Source organism: Vibrio sp. TBV020 (assembly GCF_046056895.1).
Classification (GTDB): Bacteria; Pseudomonadota; Gammaproteobacteria; order Enterobacterales; family Vibrionaceae; genus Vibrio.
The window spans coordinates 2,734,228-2,757,550 of record NZ_JBEEAQ010000003.1 but is presented as its reverse complement, the minus strand read 5'-3'; the positions used below and the strand labels follow the sequence as shown (position 1 = coordinate 2,757,550).

The 23,323-nt window shown below is 43.9% G+C and carries 22 protein-coding genes and 3 tRNA genes; 14 read left to right on the top strand and 11 right to left on the bottom strand.

Going from position 1 to position 23,323, the window contains the following annotated elements; genetic code table 11:
- Positions 1-64: 64 nt before the first annotated feature.
- On the bottom strand, positions 65-823 hold the full coding sequence (gene gloB / locus AAFX28_RS20625; protein WP_408690399.1) for a hydroxyacylglutathione hydrolase: 759 nt from the start codon (positions 821-823) through the stop codon (positions 65-67).
- Positions 824-856: 33 nt separating this feature from the next.
- Here gloB and AAFX28_RS20620 point away from each other — a divergent pair, with 33 nt between their 5' ends.
- Entirely contained in the window at positions 857-1,594 is a 738-nt protein-coding gene (locus AAFX28_RS20620; RefSeq protein WP_408690398.1) for a class I SAM-dependent methyltransferase, read from the top strand.
- Positions 1,595-1,606: 12 nt separating this feature from the next.
- Here the strand turns inward: AAFX28_RS20620 and rnhA are convergent, their stop codons facing one another.
- Positions 1,607-2,071 (bottom strand): ribonuclease HI, encoded by a 465-nt coding sequence (gene rnhA, locus AAFX28_RS20615; RefSeq protein WP_408690396.1) that lies wholly within the window; start codon positions 2,069-2,071, stop codon positions 1,607-1,609.
- Between the two features lie 56 nt (positions 2,072-2,127).
- Here rnhA and dnaQ point away from each other — a divergent pair, with 56 nt between their 5' ends.
- Together dnaQ and AAFX28_RS20605 are read left to right on the top strand one after the other, a co-directional pair.
- Positions 2,128-2,865 carry a DNA polymerase III subunit epsilon gene (dnaQ, locus tag AAFX28_RS20610; RefSeq protein ID WP_408690395.1) on the top strand — a complete coding sequence of 246 codons (738 nt, stop codon included), beginning with the start codon at positions 2,128-2,130 and terminating at the stop codon, positions 2,863-2,865.
- 8 nt (positions 2,866-2,873) lie between these two features.
- Positions 2,874-4,124 carry a TIGR03503 family protein gene (locus AAFX28_RS20605; RefSeq protein WP_408690394.1) on the top strand — a complete coding sequence of 417 codons (1,251 nt, stop codon included), beginning with the start codon at positions 2,874-2,876 and terminating at the stop codon, positions 4,122-4,124.
- Positions 4,125-4,198: 74 nt separating this feature from the next.
- Here the strand turns inward: AAFX28_RS20605 and fadE are convergent, their stop codons facing one another.
- A complete protein-coding gene (gene fadE, locus AAFX28_RS20600; RefSeq protein WP_408690392.1) occupies positions 4,199-6,652 on the bottom strand; it encodes an acyl-CoA dehydrogenase FadE in 2,454 nt (817 codons plus the stop codon).
- A gap of 308 nt (positions 6,653-6,960) precedes the next feature.
- Here fadE and lpcA point away from each other — a divergent pair, with 308 nt between their 5' ends.
- Both lpcA and AAFX28_RS20590 read left to right on the top strand, forming a co-directional pair.
- The gene (gene lpcA / locus AAFX28_RS20595) at positions 6,961-7,542 is read left to right on the top strand and encodes a D-sedoheptulose 7-phosphate isomerase (RefSeq protein WP_408690391.1); all 582 of its coding nucleotides are present in this window, start codon (positions 6,961-6,963) and stop codon (positions 7,540-7,542) included.
- 107 nt (positions 7,543-7,649) lie between these two features.
- Positions 7,650-8,495, top strand: a complete 846-nt coding sequence (locus AAFX28_RS20590) for a class II glutamine amidotransferase (protein ID WP_408690389.1) — start codon at positions 7,650-7,652, stop codon at positions 8,493-8,495.
- Positions 8,496-8,661: 166 nt separating this feature from the next.
- Here the strand turns inward: AAFX28_RS20590 and AAFX28_RS20585 are convergent, their stop codons facing one another.
- Positions 8,662-10,377, bottom strand: coding sequence for a proline--tRNA ligase (locus AAFX28_RS20585; RefSeq protein ID WP_408690388.1), 1,716 nt, complete (start codon positions 10,375-10,377; stop codon positions 8,662-8,664).
- A gap of 112 nt (positions 10,378-10,489) precedes the next feature.
- Positions 10,490-11,185, bottom strand: a complete 696-nt coding sequence (gene tsaA, locus AAFX28_RS20580; protein ID WP_408690387.1) for a tRNA (N6-threonylcarbamoyladenosine(37)-N6)-methyltransferase TrmO — start codon at positions 11,183-11,185, stop codon at positions 10,490-10,492.
- A 119-nt stretch (positions 11,186-11,304) separates the two neighbouring features.
- Between tsaA and AAFX28_RS20575 the strand changes: the two genes are divergently transcribed.
- From AAFX28_RS20575 to AAFX28_RS20560, 4 genes are all read left to right on the top strand, one after another.
- Positions 11,305-11,565: a type B 50S ribosomal protein L31 gene (locus AAFX28_RS20575; RefSeq protein WP_408690386.1), complete on the top strand. Its 261-nt coding sequence runs from the start codon at positions 11,305-11,307 to the stop codon at positions 11,563-11,565.
- A complete protein-coding gene (ykgO, locus tag AAFX28_RS20570) occupies positions 11,566-11,691 on the top strand; it encodes a type B 50S ribosomal protein L36 (protein ID WP_005380299.1) in 126 nt (41 codons plus the stop codon). It begins immediately after the preceding gene.
- A gap of 378 nt (positions 11,692-12,069) precedes the next feature.
- Positions 12,070-13,656, top strand: coding sequence for an AbgT family transporter (locus AAFX28_RS20565; protein WP_408690384.1), 1,587 nt, complete (start codon positions 12,070-12,072; stop codon positions 13,654-13,656).
- A gap of 172 nt (positions 13,657-13,828) precedes the next feature.
- A complete protein-coding gene (locus tag AAFX28_RS20560) occupies positions 13,829-14,353 on the top strand; it encodes a cytochrome b (RefSeq protein WP_408690382.1) in 525 nt (174 codons plus the stop codon).
- Between the two features lie 77 nt (positions 14,354-14,430).
- Here AAFX28_RS20560 and AAFX28_RS20555 read toward each other — a convergent pair whose 3' ends face one another.
- From AAFX28_RS20555 to metN, 3 genes are read right to left on the bottom strand one after another with little or no spacing between them, the layout of a single operon-like run.
- Entirely contained in the window at positions 14,431-15,240 is an 810-nt protein-coding gene (locus tag AAFX28_RS20555) for a MetQ/NlpA family lipoprotein (RefSeq protein ID WP_408690380.1), read from the bottom strand.
- Positions 15,241-15,282: 42 nt separating this feature from the next.
- Positions 15,283-15,960: a methionine ABC transporter permease gene (locus tag AAFX28_RS20550; RefSeq protein WP_004415195.1), complete on the bottom strand. Its 678-nt coding sequence runs from the start codon at positions 15,958-15,960 to the stop codon at positions 15,283-15,285.
- Complete coding sequence (gene metN / locus AAFX28_RS20545) at positions 15,950-16,984, bottom strand: methionine ABC transporter ATP-binding protein MetN (RefSeq protein WP_408690379.1); 1,035 nt, start codon at positions 16,982-16,984, stop codon at positions 15,950-15,952. Before metN ends, AAFX28_RS20550 begins: the two co-directional genes overlap by 11 nt.
- Positions 16,985-17,312: 328 nt before the next feature.
- Here metN and gmhB point away from each other — a divergent pair, with 328 nt between their 5' ends.
- The 5 genes from gmhB to treC all read left to right on the top strand — a co-directional run bounded on the left by gmhB (position 17,313) and on the right by treC (position 22,646).
- Positions 17,313-17,864 carry a D-glycero-beta-D-manno-heptose 1,7-bisphosphate 7-phosphatase gene (gmhB, locus tag AAFX28_RS20540; protein ID WP_408690378.1) on the top strand — a complete coding sequence of 184 codons (552 nt, stop codon included), beginning with the start codon at positions 17,313-17,315 and terminating at the stop codon, positions 17,862-17,864.
- 47 nt (positions 17,865-17,911) lie between these two features.
- Positions 17,912-18,259, top strand: coding sequence for an MliC family protein (locus AAFX28_RS20535; RefSeq protein ID WP_408690376.1), 348 nt, complete (start codon positions 17,912-17,914; stop codon positions 18,257-18,259).
- Positions 18,260-18,325: 66 nt separating this feature from the next.
- Complete coding sequence (gene treR / locus AAFX28_RS20530) at positions 18,326-19,273, top strand: trehalose operon repressor TreR (RefSeq protein ID WP_408690374.1); 948 nt, start codon at positions 18,326-18,328, stop codon at positions 19,271-19,273.
- 191 nt (positions 19,274-19,464) lie between these two features.
- Positions 19,465-20,889, top strand: coding sequence for a PTS trehalose transporter subunit IIBC (gene treB / locus AAFX28_RS20525; RefSeq protein ID WP_408690372.1), 1,425 nt, complete (start codon positions 19,465-19,467; stop codon positions 20,887-20,889).
- 74 nt (positions 20,890-20,963) lie between these two features.
- A complete protein-coding gene (gene treC / locus AAFX28_RS20520) occupies positions 20,964-22,646 on the top strand; it encodes an alpha,alpha-phosphotrehalase (protein WP_408690370.1) in 1,683 nt (560 codons plus the stop codon).
- Between the two features lie 130 nt (positions 22,647-22,776).
- On the opposite strand, the gene AAFX28_RS20515 is transcribed toward treC, so the two are convergent.
- The 3 genes from AAFX28_RS20515 to AAFX28_RS20505 all read right to left on the bottom strand — a co-directional run bounded on the left by AAFX28_RS20515 (position 22,777) and on the right by AAFX28_RS20505 (position 23,235).
- Positions 22,777-22,861: transfer RNA gene (locus AAFX28_RS20515), tRNA-Tyr, on the bottom strand.
- A gap of 103 nt (positions 22,862-22,964) precedes the next feature.
- Positions 22,965-23,049: transfer RNA gene (locus AAFX28_RS20510), tRNA-Tyr, on the bottom strand.
- A gap of 101 nt (positions 23,050-23,150) precedes the next feature.
- Positions 23,151-23,235, bottom strand: a tRNA-Tyr gene (locus tag AAFX28_RS20505).
- Positions 23,236-23,323: the final 88 nt, after the last annotated feature.

The following is a 23,323-nucleotide window of genomic DNA, read 5'->3' as shown; positions in this document are numbered from 1 at the left end:
GCCCTTTTTTTCTTTGGCTGCTGATAATACTTGTCGTAATTAGTCAGTGACAAGCAGCAAATCGTTAAAATTCGTTCTTCCACTCACGTAATGCAGTAAAAACTGACAAAGAGTCTGTTTGAGAGGTGCGATTTGAGACAGAACGCATGACGCTTGGTTGATCGGTGCGAAGGAAAGGATTAATCCATTTTTCACGACGAATAGTTGTTGGTAGCGTCGGTTTGTTTTGTGCGCGCAGGCGATTTACTTCATCACGATATTGTTGCAGTTGTTCATTATCAGGCTCGACAGCGAGCGCAAATGCGACGTTACTAGCGGTATATTCGTGGGCACAGAACACTTGAGTTTCTTCTGGGAGTGCGACTAGCTTGCTGAGTGACGTATGCATTTGTTCCATCGTACCTTCAAACACTCGACCACAGCCCCCTGAGAATAAGGCATCGCCACAAAAGAGTTTACTGTCTCCGACGTAACCGATATGGCCAAGGGTATGACCTTCTAACCCTAAGACAAAAAAGACTTCGTCAAACAGCTCTATTTGATCGCCTGCTTCTACAGGGTGAGTCAAAGTTGGAACCGGTTCATTAGCTGGGCCTACCACATCAATATTAGGGTATTGACGAACTAGCTCCGCAATGCCACCGATATGGTCATTATGGTGGTGGGTGATGAGAATTGCTTCTAAACTCAGATCGTGCTGCTCAAGGTAGTCAAGCACAGGCTTTGCATCTCCTGGATCGACAACAGCACAACGGCGATCGCTATTTTCAATCAGCCAGATGTAATTATCATTAAATGCAGGTATGCTTTTGATATTCAACATAGTTGTGTCCCCCAAGAGTGAAGCAGGTTAGATATGAAAGCAGCACGTAGCGCTAAAAAGCTTGAAAAACCTCATTCGTGGTCTCAGCTAAAAAATGGTCAATGGGTCAGTGACTCCATCCAGACCCGTATCGATGAATGGTGCCCAAAGCTATTTGGATACCACTTACTCAAATTGGGTGGGTTAAGCTGCGAGTTAACCAGCTTCAACTGTAATATTCAACATCAAGTTCAGTTAGATATCCAGAACCCTTTGCATAATGTGATTGCAGATGGTTACGATTTGCCCTTTTTAGAGAAAAGCTTCGATGCGGTCTTGATGGCTCATCAACTTGACTATTGCAATGATCCCCACCGAATGTTGCGTGAAGTTGACCGAGTAATGATCGACGATGGCTATCTTATTATTACAGGTTTTAATCCGATCAGCTTTACTGGGCTCGGTAGTTTAATGCCATGGCGTCGGAACAACCTACCTTGGAGTGGGCGTATGTTTACGCCGAATCGCATTAAAGACTGGTTAGGTGTATTGAACTACCAAGTGATTGAGTGCGATACCTATGCACTGTTTCCAATGCAACGTTATCGCACTATGTGGACTTGGTTGGAAAACAGTTTGGGGGATTGGGCGTCACCTATGGGCAGCTTATACTTTATCGTTGCTCGCAAGCGCACTTATCCATTGAAGCCAATCAAACCACATTGGAAACTAAAACGAAAATTGACGCCCGTGAGCGTCAATTACAAAGTGTCGAATAAGCAACAGCACTAGGCTTGGTTTGCCTTAATTTGGAACGTAACCGGTATCTTCTTCGGTTGGGTTCTCAGCAGCAGCGCGAGCAAGTTCATCACACATTTCGTTTTCGCGATGTCCTGCGTGGCCTTTTACCCAACGCCAATCAATTGTATGGCGCTCCGTTTCTTTATCTAGTGCTTTCCACAAATCAGAATTTTTTACTGGCTTTTTGTCTGCGGTTTTCCAACCACGCTTTTTCCAGTTATGAATCCATTGCATGATGCCTTGACGAACATATTGGCTATCGGTTGTGAGAATAACGTCACAAGGTTCTTTTAATGTTTGCAGCGCGACAATGGTTGCTAACATTTCCATGCGATTGTTGGTGGTCAGCGTATAGCCTTTAGCAAGGGTCTTTTCTGTCTGTTTGTAGCGCAAGACGATTCCATAGCCACCAGGGCCAGGGTTACCTAAACAAGAACCGTCAGTGAAAATTTCCACTTGTTTCGTCATGATTTGATACTATTGGGTTAAGCACATTATTGGCATAGTCTGACACACATTTTGTTATGAATACTAGCAACAATTCTAAGCAGCACCGTATCGTCGTTCTCGATACGGAAACCACCGGTATGAACCAAGAGGGTGGTCCGCATTATCAAGGTCACCGAATCATTGAGATCGGTGCGGTAGAAATCATTGACCGTAAGCTCACGGGACGCCATTTTCACGTATACATTAAGCCGGATCGTGAAATTCAGCCTGATGCGGTAGAGGTCCACGGTATTACTGATGCGTTCTTGGTTGGCAAACCAGAATACCAGGACGTCCATGCGGAATTTCTAGATTTTATTAAAGACGCAGAGCTGGTGGCTCACAACGCGCCCTTCGATACGGGCTTTATGGATCATGAGTTTAGAATGCTCGATCCGACCATCGGCACAACGGATGATTACTGTAAGGTGACCGATACGCTAGCTATGGCGAAGAAGATCTTCCCTGGCAAGCGAAACAACCTCGATGTGCTCTGTGACCGCTACGGTATTGATAACTCACACCGTACACTCCACGGCGCTTTGCTCGATGCGGAGATTCTAGCTGACGTATATCTATTGATGACGGGTGGCCAAACGTCACTTCAATTCAATGCAGGTAGTTCGGACGATGCTGGTGGAGAAGCGATAAAACGTGCGGCAAGTGGACGAAAAGCGCTAAAGGTTCTACGTGCAACGGCCGATGAAATAGAAGCCCATAACAATAGATTAGATATCGTCGAGAAAAACGGAAGTTGTCTCTGGCGTCAGTAGGAGAAAGGATGTTGAGGATTTGGATTGCCATTGTAGGTATTGTATTTAGCGCATTAAGCTATTCTGCTGAAGAATCCTCAATGTCATTGCTCGATAACCGTTTTAGGGTAGATCCATCGATCAAACAGATCACGTTTGTGATATATCGAGCGAAGAGCTCACAACCAGTCGTCTTAGTGCGCCCTGATGGGAAGAAGTACTATGCATGGCGTTCTCCTGACAATGTCCGTTGGTACCAAGAATCATCAATGGACATCATTTCTATCGACAAACCCATGCCTGGTCCATGGCAAGCGATCGGGAAGGTCACACCCAAAAATAAAATTAAACTTATTTCACACTTAGAGTTGTCGACAGACAAAATGCCAAATCGCCTCTATCTTGGTGAGTCGATTAAGTTTAATGCTCGCCTTACCTCCGACGGTAAGCCATTAGTTTTACGTGATTTCCTTGATCGAGTTAAGCTCAAAGTAACCTTCACTAAATACATAGAAAATGAAGATACCTTGGTTAAAGAAGCTCGCCCAATTCCTGAAGTGATTGGTGAGTTTGCTGATGATGGCCGTGGTTTAGATGAGATTGCAGGGGATGGTATTTTTACGGTGTCTTTACCTATCAGTAGTGAGCCGGGCAAATATCGTGTACGTATTACTTCGGGTAATGGTGTGTTCCTAAGAGCGCAAGAGCAAGAAGTGTTGGTCTACCCACGACCTTTGCAATCAACCTTCATTCAGTCTAGAGAAGATGGCATTCCTCATCGAGTTGTAGTGAGTGGGGAGCAGGGCATGATTCTTCCTGGATCTATTTCTGCGCACATTGAACATCTAGGTCCTAATGGCGATAAGCTAACGGTACAAGGTAGTGCTGATGCCGAAAGTAATAAACTAGAATTGGAGATACCAAGCAGTGACAAGGTCGGTAATTATGCTTGGTCTGGAAAAGCCTTCGCGACGGAAATGGGATCAGAGCGACCGCTTATGTTCGAGATTACCGAGCATACCTATAGCGTTGTTGAAGAAATTGACTTAGCTGAAACTCGCCGTTTGCAGGAGTTAGAGAGACTCGAGCAACAAAGAATGCTTGAAGAAATGCAGCTGCTGCAGATGCGAGAAGAAAAGAAAACTCGCACTATGATTATTATTGGCGTAGGTAATGTGGTTGTACTTATTTTAGGGCTTGTCATCTGGTTTGTGATGAGAAAGCTAAAAGCGAAGAAGCAAGCTATGCCAGAAATGCAGTTGGAAATGCCTAAGAAGTAGAGTGGGCAATTCCACTGTGACGAGATACTAAAAAGGGCTGCAATGCAGCCCTTTTTGTTACCAATCATACAGATTTAAGCGACTTCATCCATAGACGGTGTAAGTTCTGGTTGAGGCTTAGCCGCTAAATCCTTTGGGTCGAAGTCATCAACGTTAATCACGTATAGACGGTGCTGTTCAGCTTCTCTTAATAGGTTTGCTTCGCTGCTGTCAATGATGCCTTGTTCTAGGCCGATATCTGCGACTAGATCTAAGCGTAAGAAAGGACGACGTTTATTGGTCGCTTTACATACCTTATCAAACACAGGTTCAGCTTCTAAAATGATATGCAGTGCTTTTTCAATCTTGCCGACAGGGTTGAATTCACTCGCTTCAAAGTACTGATTGCGACCGATACGAGAACGTGTAGCACTCGGCGTTTGTAAGATCTGCGCGACTTGGCTGTCTAGCTTATCGCTAGGGGCTTTACGTACACGACCAAACGGTAAAATGATCACTTTAAGTGCTTTGCCTAACCACTTGTTCGGGAAGTTAGCTAAGAACTCGTCAATTGCATGCTCAGTCTGCTTCAAGCTGTCTTGTAGGCCCCAATGAACAAGTGGTAGATCATCGGCAATACGGCCTTCACTTTCATAGCGTTTTAAGGTAGCTGAGCTTAGGTAAAGCTGGCTCAAAATATCGCCAAGACGTGCAGATAAACGTTCTTTACGTTTCAACGAGCCACCAAGCACGGCCATTGAAATGTCTGACAAGAATGCGATGTTGGCACTGTAACGGTTAAGTTGTTGGTAATAGCGTGTCGTTGTATCTTTGACTGGAGCATCAGAGAAACGACCATCGGTTAAACCTAGCCAGAAACTACGTACAAAGTTACTCATGGTAAAGCTAACGTGACCAGCAAGTGCACTATCAAACTTATCTAATGCATCCGATGACTCTGAATACGCCGCATTCATTTCTTCAAGAACATAAGGGTGACAACGAATAGCGCCTTGACCAAAGATGATCATTGAGCGGGTCAGAATGTTTGCACCTTCTACCGTAACAGCGATGGGTGCACCTTGATAACCTCGGGCTAAGAAGTTTGATGGTCCCATACAGATGCCTTTGCCGCCAACAATGTCCATTGCATCAATCACACTATGTTGCATGCGATGAGTACAGTGGTATTTCACGATGGCAGAGATAACCGAAGGCTTTTCACCTAGGTCAATACCGGCGACGGTCAATGAGCTAGCGGCATCCATCACATAGGCATTACCACCCAAGCGTGCCAAAGGCTCTTCGACCCCTTCCATATGACCGATAGGCTGTTTGAACTGGCGACGAATACGTGCATAGGCACCCGTTGCAAGTGCAGCAGTTTTAATACCACCAGTCGAGTTTGACGGTAGCGTAATACCGCGACCAACCGAAAGACATTCAACTAGCATACGCCAGCCTTGGCCAGCCATTTTTGGCCCACCAATGATGAAATCGAGAGGTACAAACAGCTCGTTGCCGCGTGTAGGGCCGTTTTGGAATGGTACGTTTAATGGGAAGTGACGATTACCAATTTCAACGCCTTTCAGGTGGGTAGGAATCAATGCACAGGTAATACCAATTTCTTCTTGTTCACCTAGCAGATTATTTGGGTCGCGCAGTTTAAATGCTAGGCCTAGTACTGTTGCCACTGGAGCAAGAGTAATGTAACGCTTGTTCCAAGTTAAACGCATACCTAATACTTCTTTGCCTTCCCACTCACCTTTACAAACGACACCAAAGTCTGGAATTGAGCCTGCGTCTGAACCGGCTTCTGGACTGGTTAGGGCAAAACAAGGGATTTCTTTACCTTCAGCTAGGCGGGGTAAGTAATAGTCTTTTTGATCATTAGTGCCGTAGTGTTGTAAGAGTTCACCTGGGCCTAAAGAGTTAGGCACGCCAACAGTCGATGAAAGCACACTTGAAACACCCGTTAGTTTTTGCAGCACCAAAGATTGAGCGTAAGCTGAAAACTCAAGGCCGCCGTATTTCTTTTTAATGATCATCGCGAAGAACTTATGATCTTTAAGGTATTGCCACACTTCTGGTGGTAAGTCAGCTAGTTCATGAGTCACATGATAGTCATTAACCATCGCACAGACTTCGCTTACCGGCCCATCAAGGAAAGCCTGCTCTTCAGCACTTAGCTTTGGATCTTTAATCTCGTGTAGCTTGTTCCAGTTCGGCTTACCTTTAAATAGTTCGGCTTCCCACCAAACCGTACCTGCATCTAGTGCTTCTTTCTCGGTTTGAGACATTGCTGGGAGTACTTTCTTAAAGAGAGAAAGTGCCTTTTTACTAATCAATGACTGGCGAACAGAAGGAATTGCCAGAGTGATGACAGCTGCAATGAAAAGAATCCAGCTTAGTGAACCAGCGGTACCAAAGATAGAGAGGGCCACCATCGTGGCAGTTAAAGCCGCGATAGAGAGAATGAGTGAACTGCGGTGATACAAACAGACCGCGAGTACAGCTGTAAAGCCTAAGAGTGAGAGCAAGATGTCCATATTTATTGTTCCTTTTACGGCGAGCTTATATGAGTTTTACGCCTTTAAAGTAGTAAGAGGTCTAACCAGTTAAGTGTAATCAAAATATTAATAAAATGTAAAATGTGTATTTGTTCAAAAAGTGATCTAAGTAGAGTGAAAAGTCTAAAAATGACGAGTCATGCCGGTTTTGTGAGGCGAGATTTGCAATAAAGGTGTAATTGTTAATCGTTGACTATCGACAGTGAGAATTGTTTGAGTAAACTCTGTAGGTAATGCTTTCTGTAATTAATACAGAACTATTTATTAAAAAAATTAGAGATGAACCTATGTACCAGGACCTAATTAGAAACGAATTAAATGAAGCTGCCGACGTACTCAACAAATTCTTGAGTGATGACCACAATATTGCTCAAATTGAAGCAGCAGCGAAAATGATTGCAGATTCATTTAAACAAGGTGGCAAAGTGCTGTCTTGTGGTAATGGTGGTTCGCACTGTGACTCGATGCACTTTGCTGAAGAGCTAACAGGTCGTTACCGTGAAAACCGTCCAGGTCTACCGGGTATCGCGATTTCAGACCCAAGCCACCTATCATGTGTGAGTAACGACTTTGGCTACGATTTTGTCTTCTCTCGTTATGTTGAAGCGGTAGGTAGCAAGGGTGATGTATTGTTTGGCTTATCAACTTCAGGTAACTCAGGCAACATCTTAAAAGCGATTGAAGCTGCGCAAGCGAAAGGTATGAAGACGATTGCTCTTACCGGCAAAGATGGTGGCAAAATGGCAGGTCTAGCGGATATTGAAATTCGTGTACCGCACTTTGGTTACGCTGATCGCATTCAAGAAATCCACATCAAAATCATCCACATTGTGATTCAACTGATCGAAAAGGAAATGGAAAACGCTTAATTGCCGTTACCGTTTTCTATCTTATAACTATAAGCGCTAGCAATCTTGCTGGCGCTTATGTTATTAAAGATGTTCTACACGCAAGGATGAAGGGAGTTTGCTAAACCATGTGTGAATTGCTCGGAATGAGCGCTAACGTTCCAACCGATATCTGTTTTAGTTTTACTGGTTTGATGCAGCGAGGCGGCAATACAGGCCCACATCGTGATGGCTGGGGGATTACTTTCTATGAAGGTAAGGGCTTTCGCACCTTTAAAGATCCTAACCCGAGCTGTGACTCAAAAATAGCGGAGTTAGTGCAAAACTACCCGATAAAGAGCCGTGCGGTGATAAGCCATATTAGGCAAGCTAACCGTGGTGGCGTCAATCTAGAGAACACACATCCATTTACGCGTGAGTTGTGGGGACGTTATTGGACATTTGCACATAATGGCCAGCTTTCTGATTATCAAGACTTCTATACAGGCCGACACCGCCCTGTAGGTCAAACTGACAGTGAGCTTTCTTTCTGTTGGTTGTTAAAGCAAATGGAAGATAGATACCCAGAACCTCCACAAGACATGGTAGGCGTATTTCGTTTCGTCGCTGAATGCTGTGATAAATTGCGTGAGAAAGGAGTGTTCAATATGCTGCTTTCTGATGGTGAGTATGTGATGACATACTGTACCAATCACCTGTATTGGATTACGCGCCGCGCACCATTTGGCAAAGCATCGCTGATTGATGAAGATGTTGAGATCAACTTCCAAGAAGAGACAACGCCAAATGATATTGTGTCAGTAATCGCGACTCAGCCGTTAACTGACAACGAAACTTGGCCGCGAATGAAGCCTGGTGAGTTCGGTATTTTCCATTTTGGTGAATTGATTGATGGTAATGCTGATGAACTCATTGATGTGCCTCATGCGCCAAAGAAGGTAGCTAGCCAAGCGCCAACAGAGCCGTTGGAGTAGGAAGTCGGTTTACTTCAAGAAGATCCCCAATTTATTCGTTCCTCATTCTTGAGGATGACAAAACTACTATGTTTGCCAGTGCGTCATTCGCCACTCGGTCAGAAGGCAAAAACAAAAAGGCCGATGTTTTAAACATCGGCCTTTGTCTATCTAATGTGATAAGCAATTAAGCAAACTTAGATTTAACGTGCTCAATGATATCAGCCATCGCTACGGCCTCTTTAGTACCTTCACGGCGGTTCTTATACTCGAAGTTACCTTCTTTCATTGAACGATCGCCAATCACGATAGTGTGAGGAACACCGATAAGCTCCATATCTGAGAACATTACGCCTGGGCGTTCTTTACGGTCATCGAATAGTACTTCGATACCCATTGCTGTCAGTTCAGCGTATAGCTTCTCAGCCGCTTCTTTCACTTCTTCAGACTTGTGCATGTTCATTGGAACGATTGCAACTTGGAAAGGTGCAAGTGCGTCTGGCCAAATGATGCCGTACTTGTCGTGGTTCTGCTCGATTGCAGAAGCAACAACACGTGAAACACCGATACCGTAACAACCCATCTCTAGGATAACGTTCTTACCGTCAGGGCCAAGTACGCCACAGTTCATCGCTTGCGAGTAAACGTTACCTAGTTGGAAGATGTGACCCACTTCGATACCACGCTTAAGCTGAAGTGTACCTTTACCACATGGGCTTAGATCGCCTTCTACTACGTTACGTAGGTCTTCAATTTGGCCTAGTTCAACGTCACGACCCCAGTTAATACCGAAGTAGTGTTTGTCATCAACGTTAGCACCTGCGCCAAAGTCACTCATTAGAGCAACAGTGCGGTCTACGATGAATGGAAGCTTAAGACCTACAGGACCTAGTGAACCTGGACCAGCTCCAATTAGTGCACGAATTTCTTCTTCAGTTGCCATCTCAAGAGGAGATGCTACTTGAGGAAGGTTTTCTGCTTTCACTTCGTTTAGCTCGTGATCACCACGAACGATAAGTGCAATGATGTCGGCATCTACTTCATCAGAAGCTTTAACGAATAGAGTCTTAACCGTTTTTTCGATTGGTAGATCGAACTGCTCTACGAGTTCAGCGATTGTTTTCGCGTTTGGCGTGTCAACTAGAGTCATCTCTTGAGTTGGCTCAGCACGTTCACCTGTTGGAGCTGCTGCTTCCGCTTTTTCGATATTTGCTGCGTAATCAGACTCTGTAGAGAATGCGATCAGATCTTCGCCACTTTCAGCAAGTACGTGGAACTCTTGAGAACCGCTACCACCGATAGCACCAGAATCAGCAAGTACTGGACGGTACTCAAGGCCCATACGATCGAATGCTTTACAGTATGCATCGTGCATCGCTTGGTAAGATTTCTCTAGACCTGCTTTGTCGATGTCGAAGCTGTATGCATCCATCATGCAGAATTCACGTGCACGCATTACGCCAAAACGTGGGCGGCGCTCATCACGGAATTTAGTCTGGATTTGGTATAGATTAAGTGGAAGCTGTTTGTACGAGCTTACTTCGTTGCGAACAAGGCTAGTGATAACCTCTTCAGCAGTTGGGCTAAGAACAAACGGACGAGTATGACGGTCAGTAAAGCGAAGTAGCTCAGGGCCCATCTTTTCAGAACGACCTGTCTCTTCCCAAAGTTCAAACGGCTGAACAACGGGCATCAGAGTTTCGACAGCACCTGCATTGTCGATCTCTTGACGAACGATGTTTTCGACTTTACGCAATACACGTAGACCAGTAGGTAGCCAGGTGTAAAGACCTGAAGCTAGCTTACGGATCATACCTGCACGTAGCATAAGCTGGTGGCTTACTACTTCTGCGTCGTTTGGAGTCTCCTTCAGAGTAGAAAGAAGATAATTACTGGTACGCATTAAATTTATCCGTTTATTAAAGTTGAATACTCAAGCCAGAATGGACAGGAGTATGAAATCCCAATACAGGGAAATTTTCTAAGCCGTCTATAATATCAGCCAATTGGCTTTGTCAAAAGCATTCGATCGACGTAACCGTGACGAAATTGCCTTCAACCGTGAATTTTACGTTTAAGTCGAACAAGTTGACCGCATACTCTTTATTATCGGTCTTGTTTTTCTTATAGGCAGGGCGAGGATCTTGCGCTAAGACTTGCTCAATCACCTTACTCTCCATTACCCCTTCTTTGCGCGTTTTAAGTACTGCTTGAGCTAACTCAGAGAAGGTGACTTGCGCTGTTTCAGGCTCAAGCTCGGCATATCCCCCAATCGCATCTTCAATGGCGTCGGTATAAGGGATATAAGGCTTAATATCGACAATCGGAGTTTGATTGACCAAATCGACATTGCCCAATTCCAGATAAACTTGGTCGCCTTCTTTTGTTACGCCTTTTAACTCAACAGCAGACATACCAATTCCGTTTGGTCTAAATGTAGAACGAGAAGCCAGTACACCGACACGATCATTTCCTCCTAAGCGAGGGGGACGAACCGTTGGTTTCCAACCTGCTGTCAAATTCTGATCAAACAAGAAAAGTAGCCACACATGACTAAACTGTTCGATGCCTCGTACCGCTTCAGGGCAATTTGCTGCGCCTGTTAAGCGAACGCGGGATGTCGCTGCTGAGACCAATCTTGGCTGGCGAGGAACAGCAAACTTCTCTTTATAAGGTGATTCTACGAAGCCAATAGGCTCAATGGAGTACATATTTGCCACTCTTTACTATCAATCTAGAAGAAAAATATCACAAAATTGCTTGCGTTTCTTTTTGATAATGATTATTAATTGCAATGTTATAACGTATCAACTTGAGCAAGGAGAGAAATATGAAAGCCAACATACACCCTGAATATCGCCAAGTGGTGTTTCACGATACCAGTATCGATGAGTATTTTGTTATTGGTTCAACGCTACAAACAGACCGAACCATAGAATGGAAAGATGGCAAAACCTACCCATATTTCACCGTCGAGGTATCCTCGAAGTCGCATCCTTACTACACAGGTAAACAGCGCGTGATTCAAAAAGAAGGACGTGTGGCTAACTTCAACCGCCGCTTTGCTCAGTTTTCGAAAGGAGAGGAATAAATGAAAGTCGTTAAATCTCTAAAAAGTGCAAAAAGCCGACATCCTGATTGCCAAATCGTAAAAAGGAGAGGGCGCCTTTACGTGATCTGTAAAACCAACCCGAGGTTTAAAGCGGTACAAAAATAAACTGTAAATGGGATGTAACACCAACTCAAAAACGTTTCTCTTCTTGTAGTTGAGTTCGTCGATTAGAAATTATTAGCCTCATATTCACGAGGTGACTTAATTGTCTGCGGAGAGTGAATTTTCACTCTCGTTGAATCAGAGAGTTAGCAACGCAAATATTAACAGTATGAATGTGTTTATATGAATTATAAATCTGCTTTTGGTATATAATTTGGTGATATTTGCTAATTTATTGTTCAAATGACGTTAAATAATATGATTTATTACACACTTTGTAACATTTTGCATTTCTAATTGACTCTTTTGTCGAGTACCCTGCGCTGGCATTTGGAACATTTTTGTCACAATTGCACAGGAATAACTACAAGGAGGGAACAGATGAGTTCATCTGCTTCAATAAAAAACAACTCGCCAAAGAAACCTTTATTTACTCGTTTTCTCGATGGCGTTGAGTATTTGGGGAATCTTTTACCCCATCCGATCACTCTTTTTGCAATCTTCTGTGTTGCGATTCTAATCACTTCAGGCATCGCTGGTTACTTTGAAGTATCAGTAATGGATCCTCGTCCAGAAGGTGCTAAAGGTCGTGCTGCTGACGGCATGATCCACGTTGTAAGTCTATTAAATGCTGAAGGCTTACAGCTTATCGTTACAAATCTTGTTAAAAACTTCGTAGGTTTTGCTCCGCTAGGTACGGTTCTAGTAGCAATGCTAGGTGTTGCGATCGCTGAACACTCAGGCCTTCTATCAGCTGCGATGCGCGGCATGGTAATGGGCGCATCTAAGCGTATGGTTACAGTTACGGTTGTATTTGCAGGTATCATCTCAAATACTGCGTCAGAGCTTGGCTACGTAGTGCTTATCCCATTAGCAGCGATGCTATTCCACTCACTAGGTCGTCACCCTCTTGCGGGTCTTGCTGCAGCGTTTGCTGGTGTATCTGGTGGTTACTCTGCAAACCTTCTAATCGGTACTGTTGATCCACTGCTTTCTGGTATTACAGAAACAGCAGCGCAAATGATTGACCCATCTTACACAGTTGGTCCAGAAGCAAACTGGTACTTCATGTTTGTTTCAACTTTCTTCATTGCGATTACTGGTGCATTTGTTACTGAAAAAATTGTTGAGCCAAAACTTGGTAAATACAACGACGAAGAAGCGTCTGAAGATCTGTCTAACGACTCAATGGGTAAACTTACTGACCTAGAGAAGAAAGGTCTTAAGCTAGCGGGTCTTGCAGTTGTTGCTGTTTCAGCACTTCTTGCTTGGACAATCGTTCCTGAAGACGGCGTACTGCGTTCAGCAACAGGTACGGTAGCGGGTTCTCCGTTCCTTAAGAGTATCGTTGCGTTCATCTTCGTATTCTTCGCAGTCCCAGGTTTTGTTTACGGTAAAGTTACCGGTTCAATGAAAACTGACCGTGATGTGATTGATGCAATGGCGAAGTCTATGTCTTCAATGGGCATGTACATCGTACTTGTATTCTTTGCTGCTCAGTTTGTTGCGTTCTTCAAGTGGACTAACTTCGGTCAAGTATTTGCTGTTGCTGGCGCAAGCTTCCTACAGGAAATCGGCCTAACAGGTCCAATGCTGTTCTTCGCATTCATCCTAATGTGTGGTTTCATCAACCTGATGATCGGTTCAGCGTCTGCTCAGTGGGCAGTTACAGCGCCTATCTTTGTTCCAATGCTGATGCTAGTTGGCTACGCTCCTGAAACAATTCAGGCTGCTTACCGTATCGGTGACTCAACGACAAACATCATTACTCCAATGATGAGCTACTTCGGTCTTATCCTTGCTGTAGCTACTCGTTACATGAAGAACCTAGGTATCGGTACGCTAATCGCGACCATGCTACCTTACTCAATCTGCTTTATCGTAGGTTGGAGTGTACTATTCTACATTTGGGTATTTATCTTCGGTCTACCAGTAGGCCCTGGTGCGGCGACGTACTACACGCCTTAATCGATAGATACTTTGAATTAAGAAACCAGAGCTACGGCTCTGGTTTTTTTATGTCAGAAATAATAACCCTACAATTTACATTACTTTACGCTTCGCCTGATAGAAATTTACACAGGTTGAAATGATAATGATTTCCATATTTACAACAAAATGACTCAATAGGAAGGTCAATATGAGTAAGTCATTGTCAAAGCCAACAATTGCTCTGCATTGGTTAACCGGACTAGCATTTATTGCAGTGTTTGCCCTGGGTATTTATGTAGAAGGGTTGGAGCGAAGTCCTGAAAAGTTTGAATTGTTGGGAACCCATAAATCATTGGGTCTGATTGTCTTGGTAGTCGCAGCAGCTAGATTGGCTTGGCGTCTATTTGAAGGTCAGATCACAAGTGTTGCGAAGCTAACAAGAACGCAAGAATTAGGCGCAAAAGCGATTCATATTGTGCTGCTGCTTGCAACATTGGCAATGCCGCTATCGGGTATTGCAATGAGTGTGGGTAGTGGGCGCACAGTTGATGTGTTTGGGTTAACGCTTATTGCTTCGGGTGAAGAAATTGAGTGGCTTGGCTCTCTTGGTGGCGCAGTGCATGGATTGAGCGTCAACCTTATTATTATTGCCCTAGCTTTACATGTTGGCGCAGCCATTAAGCACCAAGTGATGGACAAGGATGGCACGTTGAGTCGTATGTTTGGTAAGTAATCACTTACCAATCCTGGAACGAAAAAGGGCTGACGTATTAACGTCAGCCCTTAGTGTTTATATAGAGTAGTAAGTGATTACCAACCCTTAACAACACCACCTTGGAAGATTTCTGATGCAGCAGTGTAAACTTCTTCAGTTTGGTAAGCTTTAACGAAGTTAGTTACGTTTTCAGCTGTTGCGTTTTCTTCACGAGAAACGATTAGGTTTACATACGGAGACTCTTTGTCTTCAACAAATACGCCATCTTTTTGTGGAGTTAGGTTGATAGAGCTAGCGTAAGTCGTGTTGATTACAGATAGAGCAACATCATCAAGAGAGCGAGGAAGTTGTGCAGCATCAAGCTCAACGATAGTGATGTTTTTCGGGTTCTCAACGATGTCACGAACTGTCGCTAGAAGACCAGCACCTTCACGTAGTTTTAGAAGACCTTGTTGCTCTAGAAGTAGTAGAGAGCGACCTAGGTTTGTTGGATCGTTTGGCACTGCGATACGTGCACCGTCTTGGATTTCATCAACCGATTTAACTTGCTTAGAGTAACCTGCAATAGGGTATACGAACGTGTTGCCAGCGATAGTTAGCTTGTAACCACGATCAGCAACTTGTTGATCTAGGTATGGCTTGTGCTGGAATGCGTTGATGTCGATAGAACCGTCATCCAGTGCTGCGTTCGGCGTTACGTAGTCAGTAAATGTAACTAGTTCTACCTCTAGGCCGAATTTCTCTTTAGCCACTTTAGCTGCAACTTCAGCAACTTGTGCTTCTGCACCAGCCATTACACCCACTTTCACTTTGCTAGTGTCAGCTTCTTTTTCGCCACAACCTGCTAGAACAAGAGCAGACGCTGCTGCTGCGATAGTCAAAAGACCTTTAAGACTGAATTTCATCACTATCTCCTTATAAATAAAATCTGTGAATTTGTTATATTTTTAGCGGTGATCCACGCGACGGACAATCGCATCACCAATAGATTGAATAATTTGTACAAGTACAATCAGCATTACGACAGTCACGGCCATGATGACAACATCATAACGATGGAATCCATAACGTATTGCGACGTCACCTAGACCGCCACCACCAACAGTACCAGCCATAGCTGAGTAGCTAACTAGGGTGACTAATGTGATTGTTACTGAGTTAACAATCGTAGGCATTGCTTCAGGAAGCAGAACCTTAGAAATAATTTGCATTGGCGTTGCGCCCATAGATTGAGCGGCTTCGACTAAGCCAGTTGGAACTTCTAATAAAGCACCTTCAATTAGACGAGCAACAAATGGAATAGCGCCAATTGTCAGTGGGACAATAGCCGCAGTCGTACCAATAAATGTGCCAACCAAAAGCTTAGTCACTGGAATAATTGCGACCATTAATACTAGGAAAGGTACAGAACGACCTACGTTGACTACTGCGCCAAGAATGCCGTTAAGCTTCGTATTTTCCAGCAACCCGCCTTTTTTGGTTGTGTGCAGAATCACACCTAAAGGGATACCAACCGCAAAGCCCACGATACCGGCAACAGCGACCATGTAGAGTGTTTCCCAAGTTGCACCAAGTAGAAGATTGCTATTTAGGCTTAACCACTGTGAAATTTCATTAAAGGACATAACCTAGCACCTCTACTTTTACATTGTGCTCACGCAGGAATTCAATCGCTGCATTGTCATCTTGCTCGTTACCAAATAGCTCTGCGACCATCATGCCGAACTTAACACCGCCAGCGTAGTCTAGGTCTGAACTTAGAATGCTGACATCAATGTTGAACTTACGCGCAATTTGCGTCATCAGCGGAGCGTCAACAGTTGCCCCTGTAAATTCAAGGCGTACTAATGGATAGCTACCTTCAACACGTGTTTGCTGTAGTCGTACTTGATAATCTTCTGGAATTGACAGATCCAATGTCGAACGGATGAACTCATGCGCCAGATCTGTTTTTGGATGAGCAAAGATTTCACCAACGGTACCTTTCTCAACCAGCTCGCCACCACCAATGATGGCAACTTCGTGACAGATACTCTTTACTACATCCATTTCGTGCGTAATCAATAGAATCGTGATGTTTAGTTTGCGATTGATCTCTTTCAACAGCTCAAGGATTGATTGAGTGGTTGCTGGATCCAGTGCGCTGGTCGCTTCATCACACAACAGAACTTTTGGGTCTGATGCTAGAGCGCGGGCAATTGCCACACGTTGCTTCTGGCCACCACTCAGGTTTGATGGGTAGCTTTCATGTTTGTCTGCTAAACCAACCAGTTTGAGTAGCTCGGTTACTTTCGTTGTAATGCGTTCTTTATCTGCACCCGCAAGCTCTAAAGGGAGTGCTACGTTATCAAAGACAGTGCGCGAAGAAAGTAGGTTAAAGTGTTGGAATATCATGCCGATGTTACGGCGAGCTTCACACAGTTCCGACTTTGATAGCTTAGTTAAGTCAACGCCATCAACAATGATAGAGCCCGTAGTCGGCGCTTCTAGCATGTTCACACAACGAATAAGCGTACTTTTCCCTGCTCCTGATGAGCCAATAACACCAAAAATATTTCCCTGTGGGATGTGTAGGTTGATCTCTTTCAGGGCATGAATTTCCTTATTGCCTTGATAGAACACCTTGTTTACTTGATTAATTTCAATCATCGAGAAACTCGTTTCAGATTAGGAGCAGTAGATTATTTTGAACTATATCTCATTTAGTAGAGGATGCTATGGGTTTGGGCGAAAAGTGTCAATAGATATTTTTACGTCTAGACGTCTAAACGTATTTTTAGCCTAATCAATTTGTCATTAGATAGAGATTCTAGTGATAAGTCATACAAGAGAGCGGCCATGACTTCGAGTGGATAACCTCGTTTAATAAAAGTTTTATATTAATAAAGGGCGTGGTTAGCACACCTCATGAAGATGGCATATTGCAACGACTTGGGTATAATCTTCTTTATATAAAGTAAATTACGAGAAGCATATTTTGGCGAAACCAGCAGTCTTTTTAGATCGTGACGGCGTGATCAACGTTGATCATGGCTATGTACATGATGAGCACGACTTTGAGTTTATTGATGGCGTGTTTGAAGCGACAAAGGCACTGAAAGAGATGGGTTATCAACTTGTCTTAGTCACTAACCAGTCAGGGATCGCCCGTGGTAAATTTAGCGAAGACCGTTTCCTAGATTTAACGCAATGGATGGATTGGAACTTCGTCGACAATGGCGTTGAGTTTGACGGTTTCTATTACTGTCCTCACCACCCAGAACATGGCCAAGGTAAGTATAAAGAAGATTGTGATTGCCGTAAGCCAAAACCAGGCATGTTCATCTCTGCACGTGATTTCTTGAAAATCGATATGGCTAACTCAGTAATGGTTGGCGATAAAGCAGAAGACTTGATGGCGGCTGAGGCTGCTGGCGTGGGAACAAAAATTCTTGTTCGCACAGGTAAGCCTGTGACTGAAAAAGGCGAATCTATCGCTTCCGTAGTTCTTGATAGCATCAAAGATGTTCCTACATATCTAAATCAGTAACGTTATAGGGTCGCTTCGTGCGGCCTTTGTTTTGTCTGGAGGTTTCTATGAAGTATCGTTCATTGCTTATGGCTGTGATTGGTGTCAGTTTAGTCGGTTGTTCATACAGCGCCGTTGAAGAGAAAAGTGCCTACCAAGGTGAGTTTAAAAACTACGCCTGCCAAGACGATAAGAGCTTTAAGGTCGCGTATATGCCGAATGAACCTAAAGCGTTATTACGTTTACCTGAGAATGACTACCGCTTAGCAAGAGTGCGTTCGGGCTCGGGCTCTAAGTACATTCTTGATGATGGAACTTCTGAAACGATTAATCCAGTGACGCTTTTCACAAAAGGCAATGAAGCTCGATTGGAGTTGGGCCGTGTCATTTACAAGAACTGTATGACTGAAGAATAATAGACCATTCCGGCTGAGAGAATAGACTTTCAGCCACTATCACTCCTACAAGCATTCTAAATATCTATGAGCAAAAAATTAACCATTCTTGATATCGCTAAGCTGTCTGGCGTTGGTAAATCAACGGTGTCTCGTGTTTTGACTAACGATCCAAAAGTGAAGCCTGCAACACGTGAGAAAGTTGAGCGTGTAATCCAAGAATCAGGTTATGTTCCTTCTAAATCTGCACAATCTATGCGGGGTGGTAGCCAGAAAGTTGTTGGGGTGATTATCTCGCGTTTAGACTCTCCATCAGAGAATAAAGCGGTGGGGAGCATGCTCAATACGCTTTATCGCTCGGGCTATGATGTTGTCATCATGGAGAGCCAGTTTGATCGTATTAAAACCAACGAGCATCTTGATGTTCTTAAAAAGCGCAATGTGGATGGTGTGATCGTATTCGGTTTCAGTGACTTTGATATTGATAAGCTAGACAGCTGGCAAAATCGCACTGTGGTCATTGCAATGGACACCGATAAAGTCTCTTCAATTAACTACGACAACACCCAAGTGATTACAAAAGCTTTGACCTTTTTGAAGGAAAAAGAACTCAATAATATTGGCTTTATTGGTGTTGATCCAAGTGACAAAACTACTGGTAAATTACGCTTAGAAGCGTATTTAGGTTGGTGTGATAGCCATGAGGTTCAGCCGCAATATCAAACAGGACAGTTGAACCATGAAAGTGCCTATTTGCTCGTCGATAATGTTCTTACTGAGCAAACAGAGGCGATTGTTTGTGCCAGCGATACACTTGCTCTGGGCGTAATCAAGAGGCTACAAGAGCTGAATCGAGAAGATGTTGTTGTAACTGGTGTTGGTGGCAATGAACTGCTGTCGTTCTTGTTCCCCAAAGTATTTAGCATTGATCCTGGCTACGCATTGGCAGGTGAAAAGGCTGCTAACTTGTTGATCTCTCAGATTAATGGTGAGATTGAGCAAGTACACATCACTCAAGAGCCACTCGCGCTCTAAACCATTATTTCCAAACTGATTTAAAATTATACTGTGATCTTATTCAATTAATGGGACTGTTCCCATTTTTATTCAAAATTAGATCTGACAATATAATATCCATAAGTGGGAATGTTCCCATAAGTATAATTAAGAACATCTAGTCAGTTTGAATTGAACAGAATGAGAATCCAATTAGGGTGGACATGGATATGAGTAAGATAGCGAAACAAGAAGTTGAGCGTCTGATTGAGTTGGTCGGTGGCCGTGACAATATCGCGAGTGTAAGTCACTGCCTAACCCGCCTTCGCTTTGTGCTGAACGATACCGATAAAGCAGACGAGAAAGCGCTAGAAGCGTTGCCGCTAGTCAAGGGGTGCTTTACTAATGCGGGTCAGTTCCAGGTGGTTGTGGGTACTGAAGTCGACGAAGTTTATAAGGTGTTGATTGAACTATCTGGCCAAAGCGAAGCGTCAAAAGACGAAGCAAAACAAGCGGCTCGCCAGAATATGAATGTTTTGGAACGCGGTATTTCCCATCTTGCTGAAATTTTTGTACCGCTACTTCCAGCTATCATTACCGGTGGTTTGATTCTAGGTTTCCGCAATGTCATCGGCGACATCAAGATGTTTGATGGACAGTCACTCACTGAAATTAGCCAGTTCTGGGCAACGGTACATAGTTTCTTGTGGTTGATTGGTGAAGCGATCTTTTTCTTCCTTCCTGTAGGTGTATGTTGGTCTACCGTTAAGAAACTTGGTGGTACGCCAATTCTTGGTATTACTCTGGGTGTCACATTGGTATCACCCCAGCTGATGAACGCGTATCTAATCGGCAAGCAAGTTCCAGAAGTCTGGGATTTCGGTTTGTTTGTAATTGAAAAAGTCGGTTATCAAGCGCAGGTCATTCCAGCAATGCTGGCAGGTGTTGCTCTGGCATTTATTGAAACTAACTTGAAGCGAATCGTTCCTTCATACCTTTACCTAGTGGTTGTGCCGTTTGTATCTATCATTGTTTCTGTTGTGCTTGCTCACTCACTAATCGGTCCTTTCGGTCGTGTATTAGGTGATGGCGTTGCATTCGCGGCAAAAGCGGCTATGACTGGTGACTTTGCTGTTATTGGTTCGATGGTATTTGGTTTCCTATACGCACCTCTGGTTATTACTGGTATTCACCACACAACCAATGCAGTTGACCTTCAACTTATGCAAGAGTTGGGCGGTACACCAATCTGGCCTTTGATTGCATTGTCAAACATCGCACAAGCATCAGCTGTCGTGGGCATCATCCTTATCAGCAAAAAGCATGGTGAGCGAGACATCTCAGTACCTGCAGCAATCTCTGCTTACCTAGGTGTAACGGAACCTGCGATGTACGGCATCAACTTGAAATATAAATTTCCAATGCTCAGCGCAATGATTGGTAGTGCAATTGCGGCCGCTATCTGTGGCAGTGCTGGCGTAATGGCAAATGGTATTGGTGTTGGTGGTCTACCAGGTATTTTATCTATCCAACCACAATTCTGGGGCATTTTCGCAATCGCAATGCTAGTGGCGATTGCAGTACCAGCTGCGTTGACTCTGTTCTTTTACAAGCGTGCACAAATGAAAGGCGAGCTAGAGCCTGCTAACGCTTAATCCATCAATTTTCGGAGCGGCACTGTGTCGCTCCTTTTTCAAAGTTTATTATTTTTTGGTAAGTGAGTTTAGAAATGACAACGATCGCTAACGATGCAAACTGGTGGAAAACCGCCTCGATCTATCAAATTTACCCTAAGAGCTTTTGCGATAGTGGCAGTAAAGGTACAGGGGATATTCAAGGTATTATTTCTAAACTCGATTACTTAAAACTCTTGGGTATTGACGCGATTTGGTTAACACCAGTCTACCAGTCACCAATGATTGATAACGGTTACGACATTTCCGATTACTACGCGATTAACCCAGACTTCGGCACCATGGAAGATTTTGACCAATTATTGTCTGAAGCGCATCAGCGTGGTATTCGCATTATTATGGATATTGTCGTCAACCATACTTCTACAGAGCACGAGTGGTTTCAATCTGCGCTCGGCGATAAGAATAGCCCTTATCGCGACTATTACATTTGGAAAGATCCCGTTGAAGGCGAGGCTCCAAATAACTGGCAATCTAAGTTTGGTGGCAGTGCGTGGGAGTTAGATGAACAAACAGGGCAATACTTCCTGCATTTATTTGCGAAAGAGCAAGCGGACTTAAACTGGGAGAACCCAACGGTTCGAGCTGAAGTGAAAGAAGTCATTAGCTTTTGGGCAGAGAAAGGTGTCGATGGTTTCCGTTTAGATGTGATTAACCTGATATCTAAGCAACAAGACTTCCCAAGTGATGACATTGGCGATGGTCGTCGTTTCTATACCGATGGCCCTCGCGTACATGAATATCTCCAAGAGATCAGTGAAGCGGTCTTTCAAAAGTACGACAGTGTGACAGTGGGGGAGATGTCTTCAACGACGCTAGAGCATTGTTTGCAGTACTCCTCATTAGATAACAAAGAGTTGTCTATGGTGTTCAACTTCCACCATTTGAAAGTGGACTATCCTAATGGTGAAAAATGGACCAAAGCACCTTTTGATTTTATTCAGTTGAAACAGATCTTTAATCATTGGCAAACAGGTTTAAATGGTAAAGGCTGGGGAGCACTATTTTGGTGTAACCATGATCAACCACGAGTAGTTAGCCGTTTAGGTAATGATCAAGAATATCGTGTAGAAGCAGCAAAAATGCTGGGTGCATCCGTCCATATGATGCAAGGCACACCGTATATCTACCAAGGTGAAGAAATCGGCATGACTAATCCAGGTTACACCTCAATTGACCAATATCGAGATGTTGAAAGCACTAACATGTACGACATTATGGTGAATCAGCAAGGTGTTGCTCATGACGAAATGATGGCGATTCTAGCGCAGAAATCTCGTGATAACTCACGTACTCCAATGCAATGGAATAGCGAAGAGTATGCAGGCTTCTCTAAGGGGCAACCTTGGTTAGAGGTGGCAGGCAACTATACTGATATCAATGCGGAAAAAGCCGTTGCTGACGATGACTCTGTGTTCTACTTTTATCAGCATTTGATTCAACTGCGTAAAGAGATCGAAGTGATCACCACGGGCAGCTATTTAGACCTTTATCCGGAGCACAAAGCAGTGTTTGGTTATCAGCGTCAATCAGAGAATCAAACTTTGATCTGCTTGAACAACTATTACGGTGAAGAAACAGAGTGTGTTCTGCCCGAAGGATTCGATTGTGAAGCAGCGCAATACGTTTTAGGTAACTATGAGTTAGTGGATAAAAAGGTGTCACAACACCAGGTTCTACGACCATATGAGAGCCGTATTATTCTTTTGAACAACTAACTTCCCCCTATTGATGTTAGTTATCGCCTCGGCTATTCGTCGGGGCTTTTTTATTTTTGGGAGGGGTACAGAAGATTGATGAACTGCAGAAACGAAAAAAGCCAACTCAATGAGTTGGCTTTCTTGAATATGGTGGAGGGGGACGGATTCGAACCATCGAAGGCAGTGCCAGCAGATTTACAGTCTGATCCCTTTGGCCACTCGGGAACCCCTCCAGGGTGTTTTATACTTAACTAATGTTTTCCCAACACGTTAATCAAGTGTTTCTTACAACTTATCAACTAGGTTATTCACCTAAAGAAAGCATATAAGAGAATATGGTGGAGGGGGACGGATTCGAACCATCGAAGGCAGTGCCAGCAGATTTACAGTCTGATCCCTTTGGCCACTCGGGAACCCCTCCAGGGTGTTTTATACTTAAACAATGTTTTCCCAACACGTTGTCCAAGTGTTTCTTACAACTTATCAACTAGGTTATTCACCTAAAGAAAGCATAAGAGAATATGGTGGAGGGGGACGGATTCGAACCATCGAAGGCAGTGCCAGCAGATTTACAGTCTGATCCCTTTGGCCACTCGGGAACCCCTCCAGGGTATTTTTATACTTAAATGATGATTTCCCAACACATCAAGAAAGTTATTCTAATGTTTTAAAGGAACTAAACACTAGATAAAATA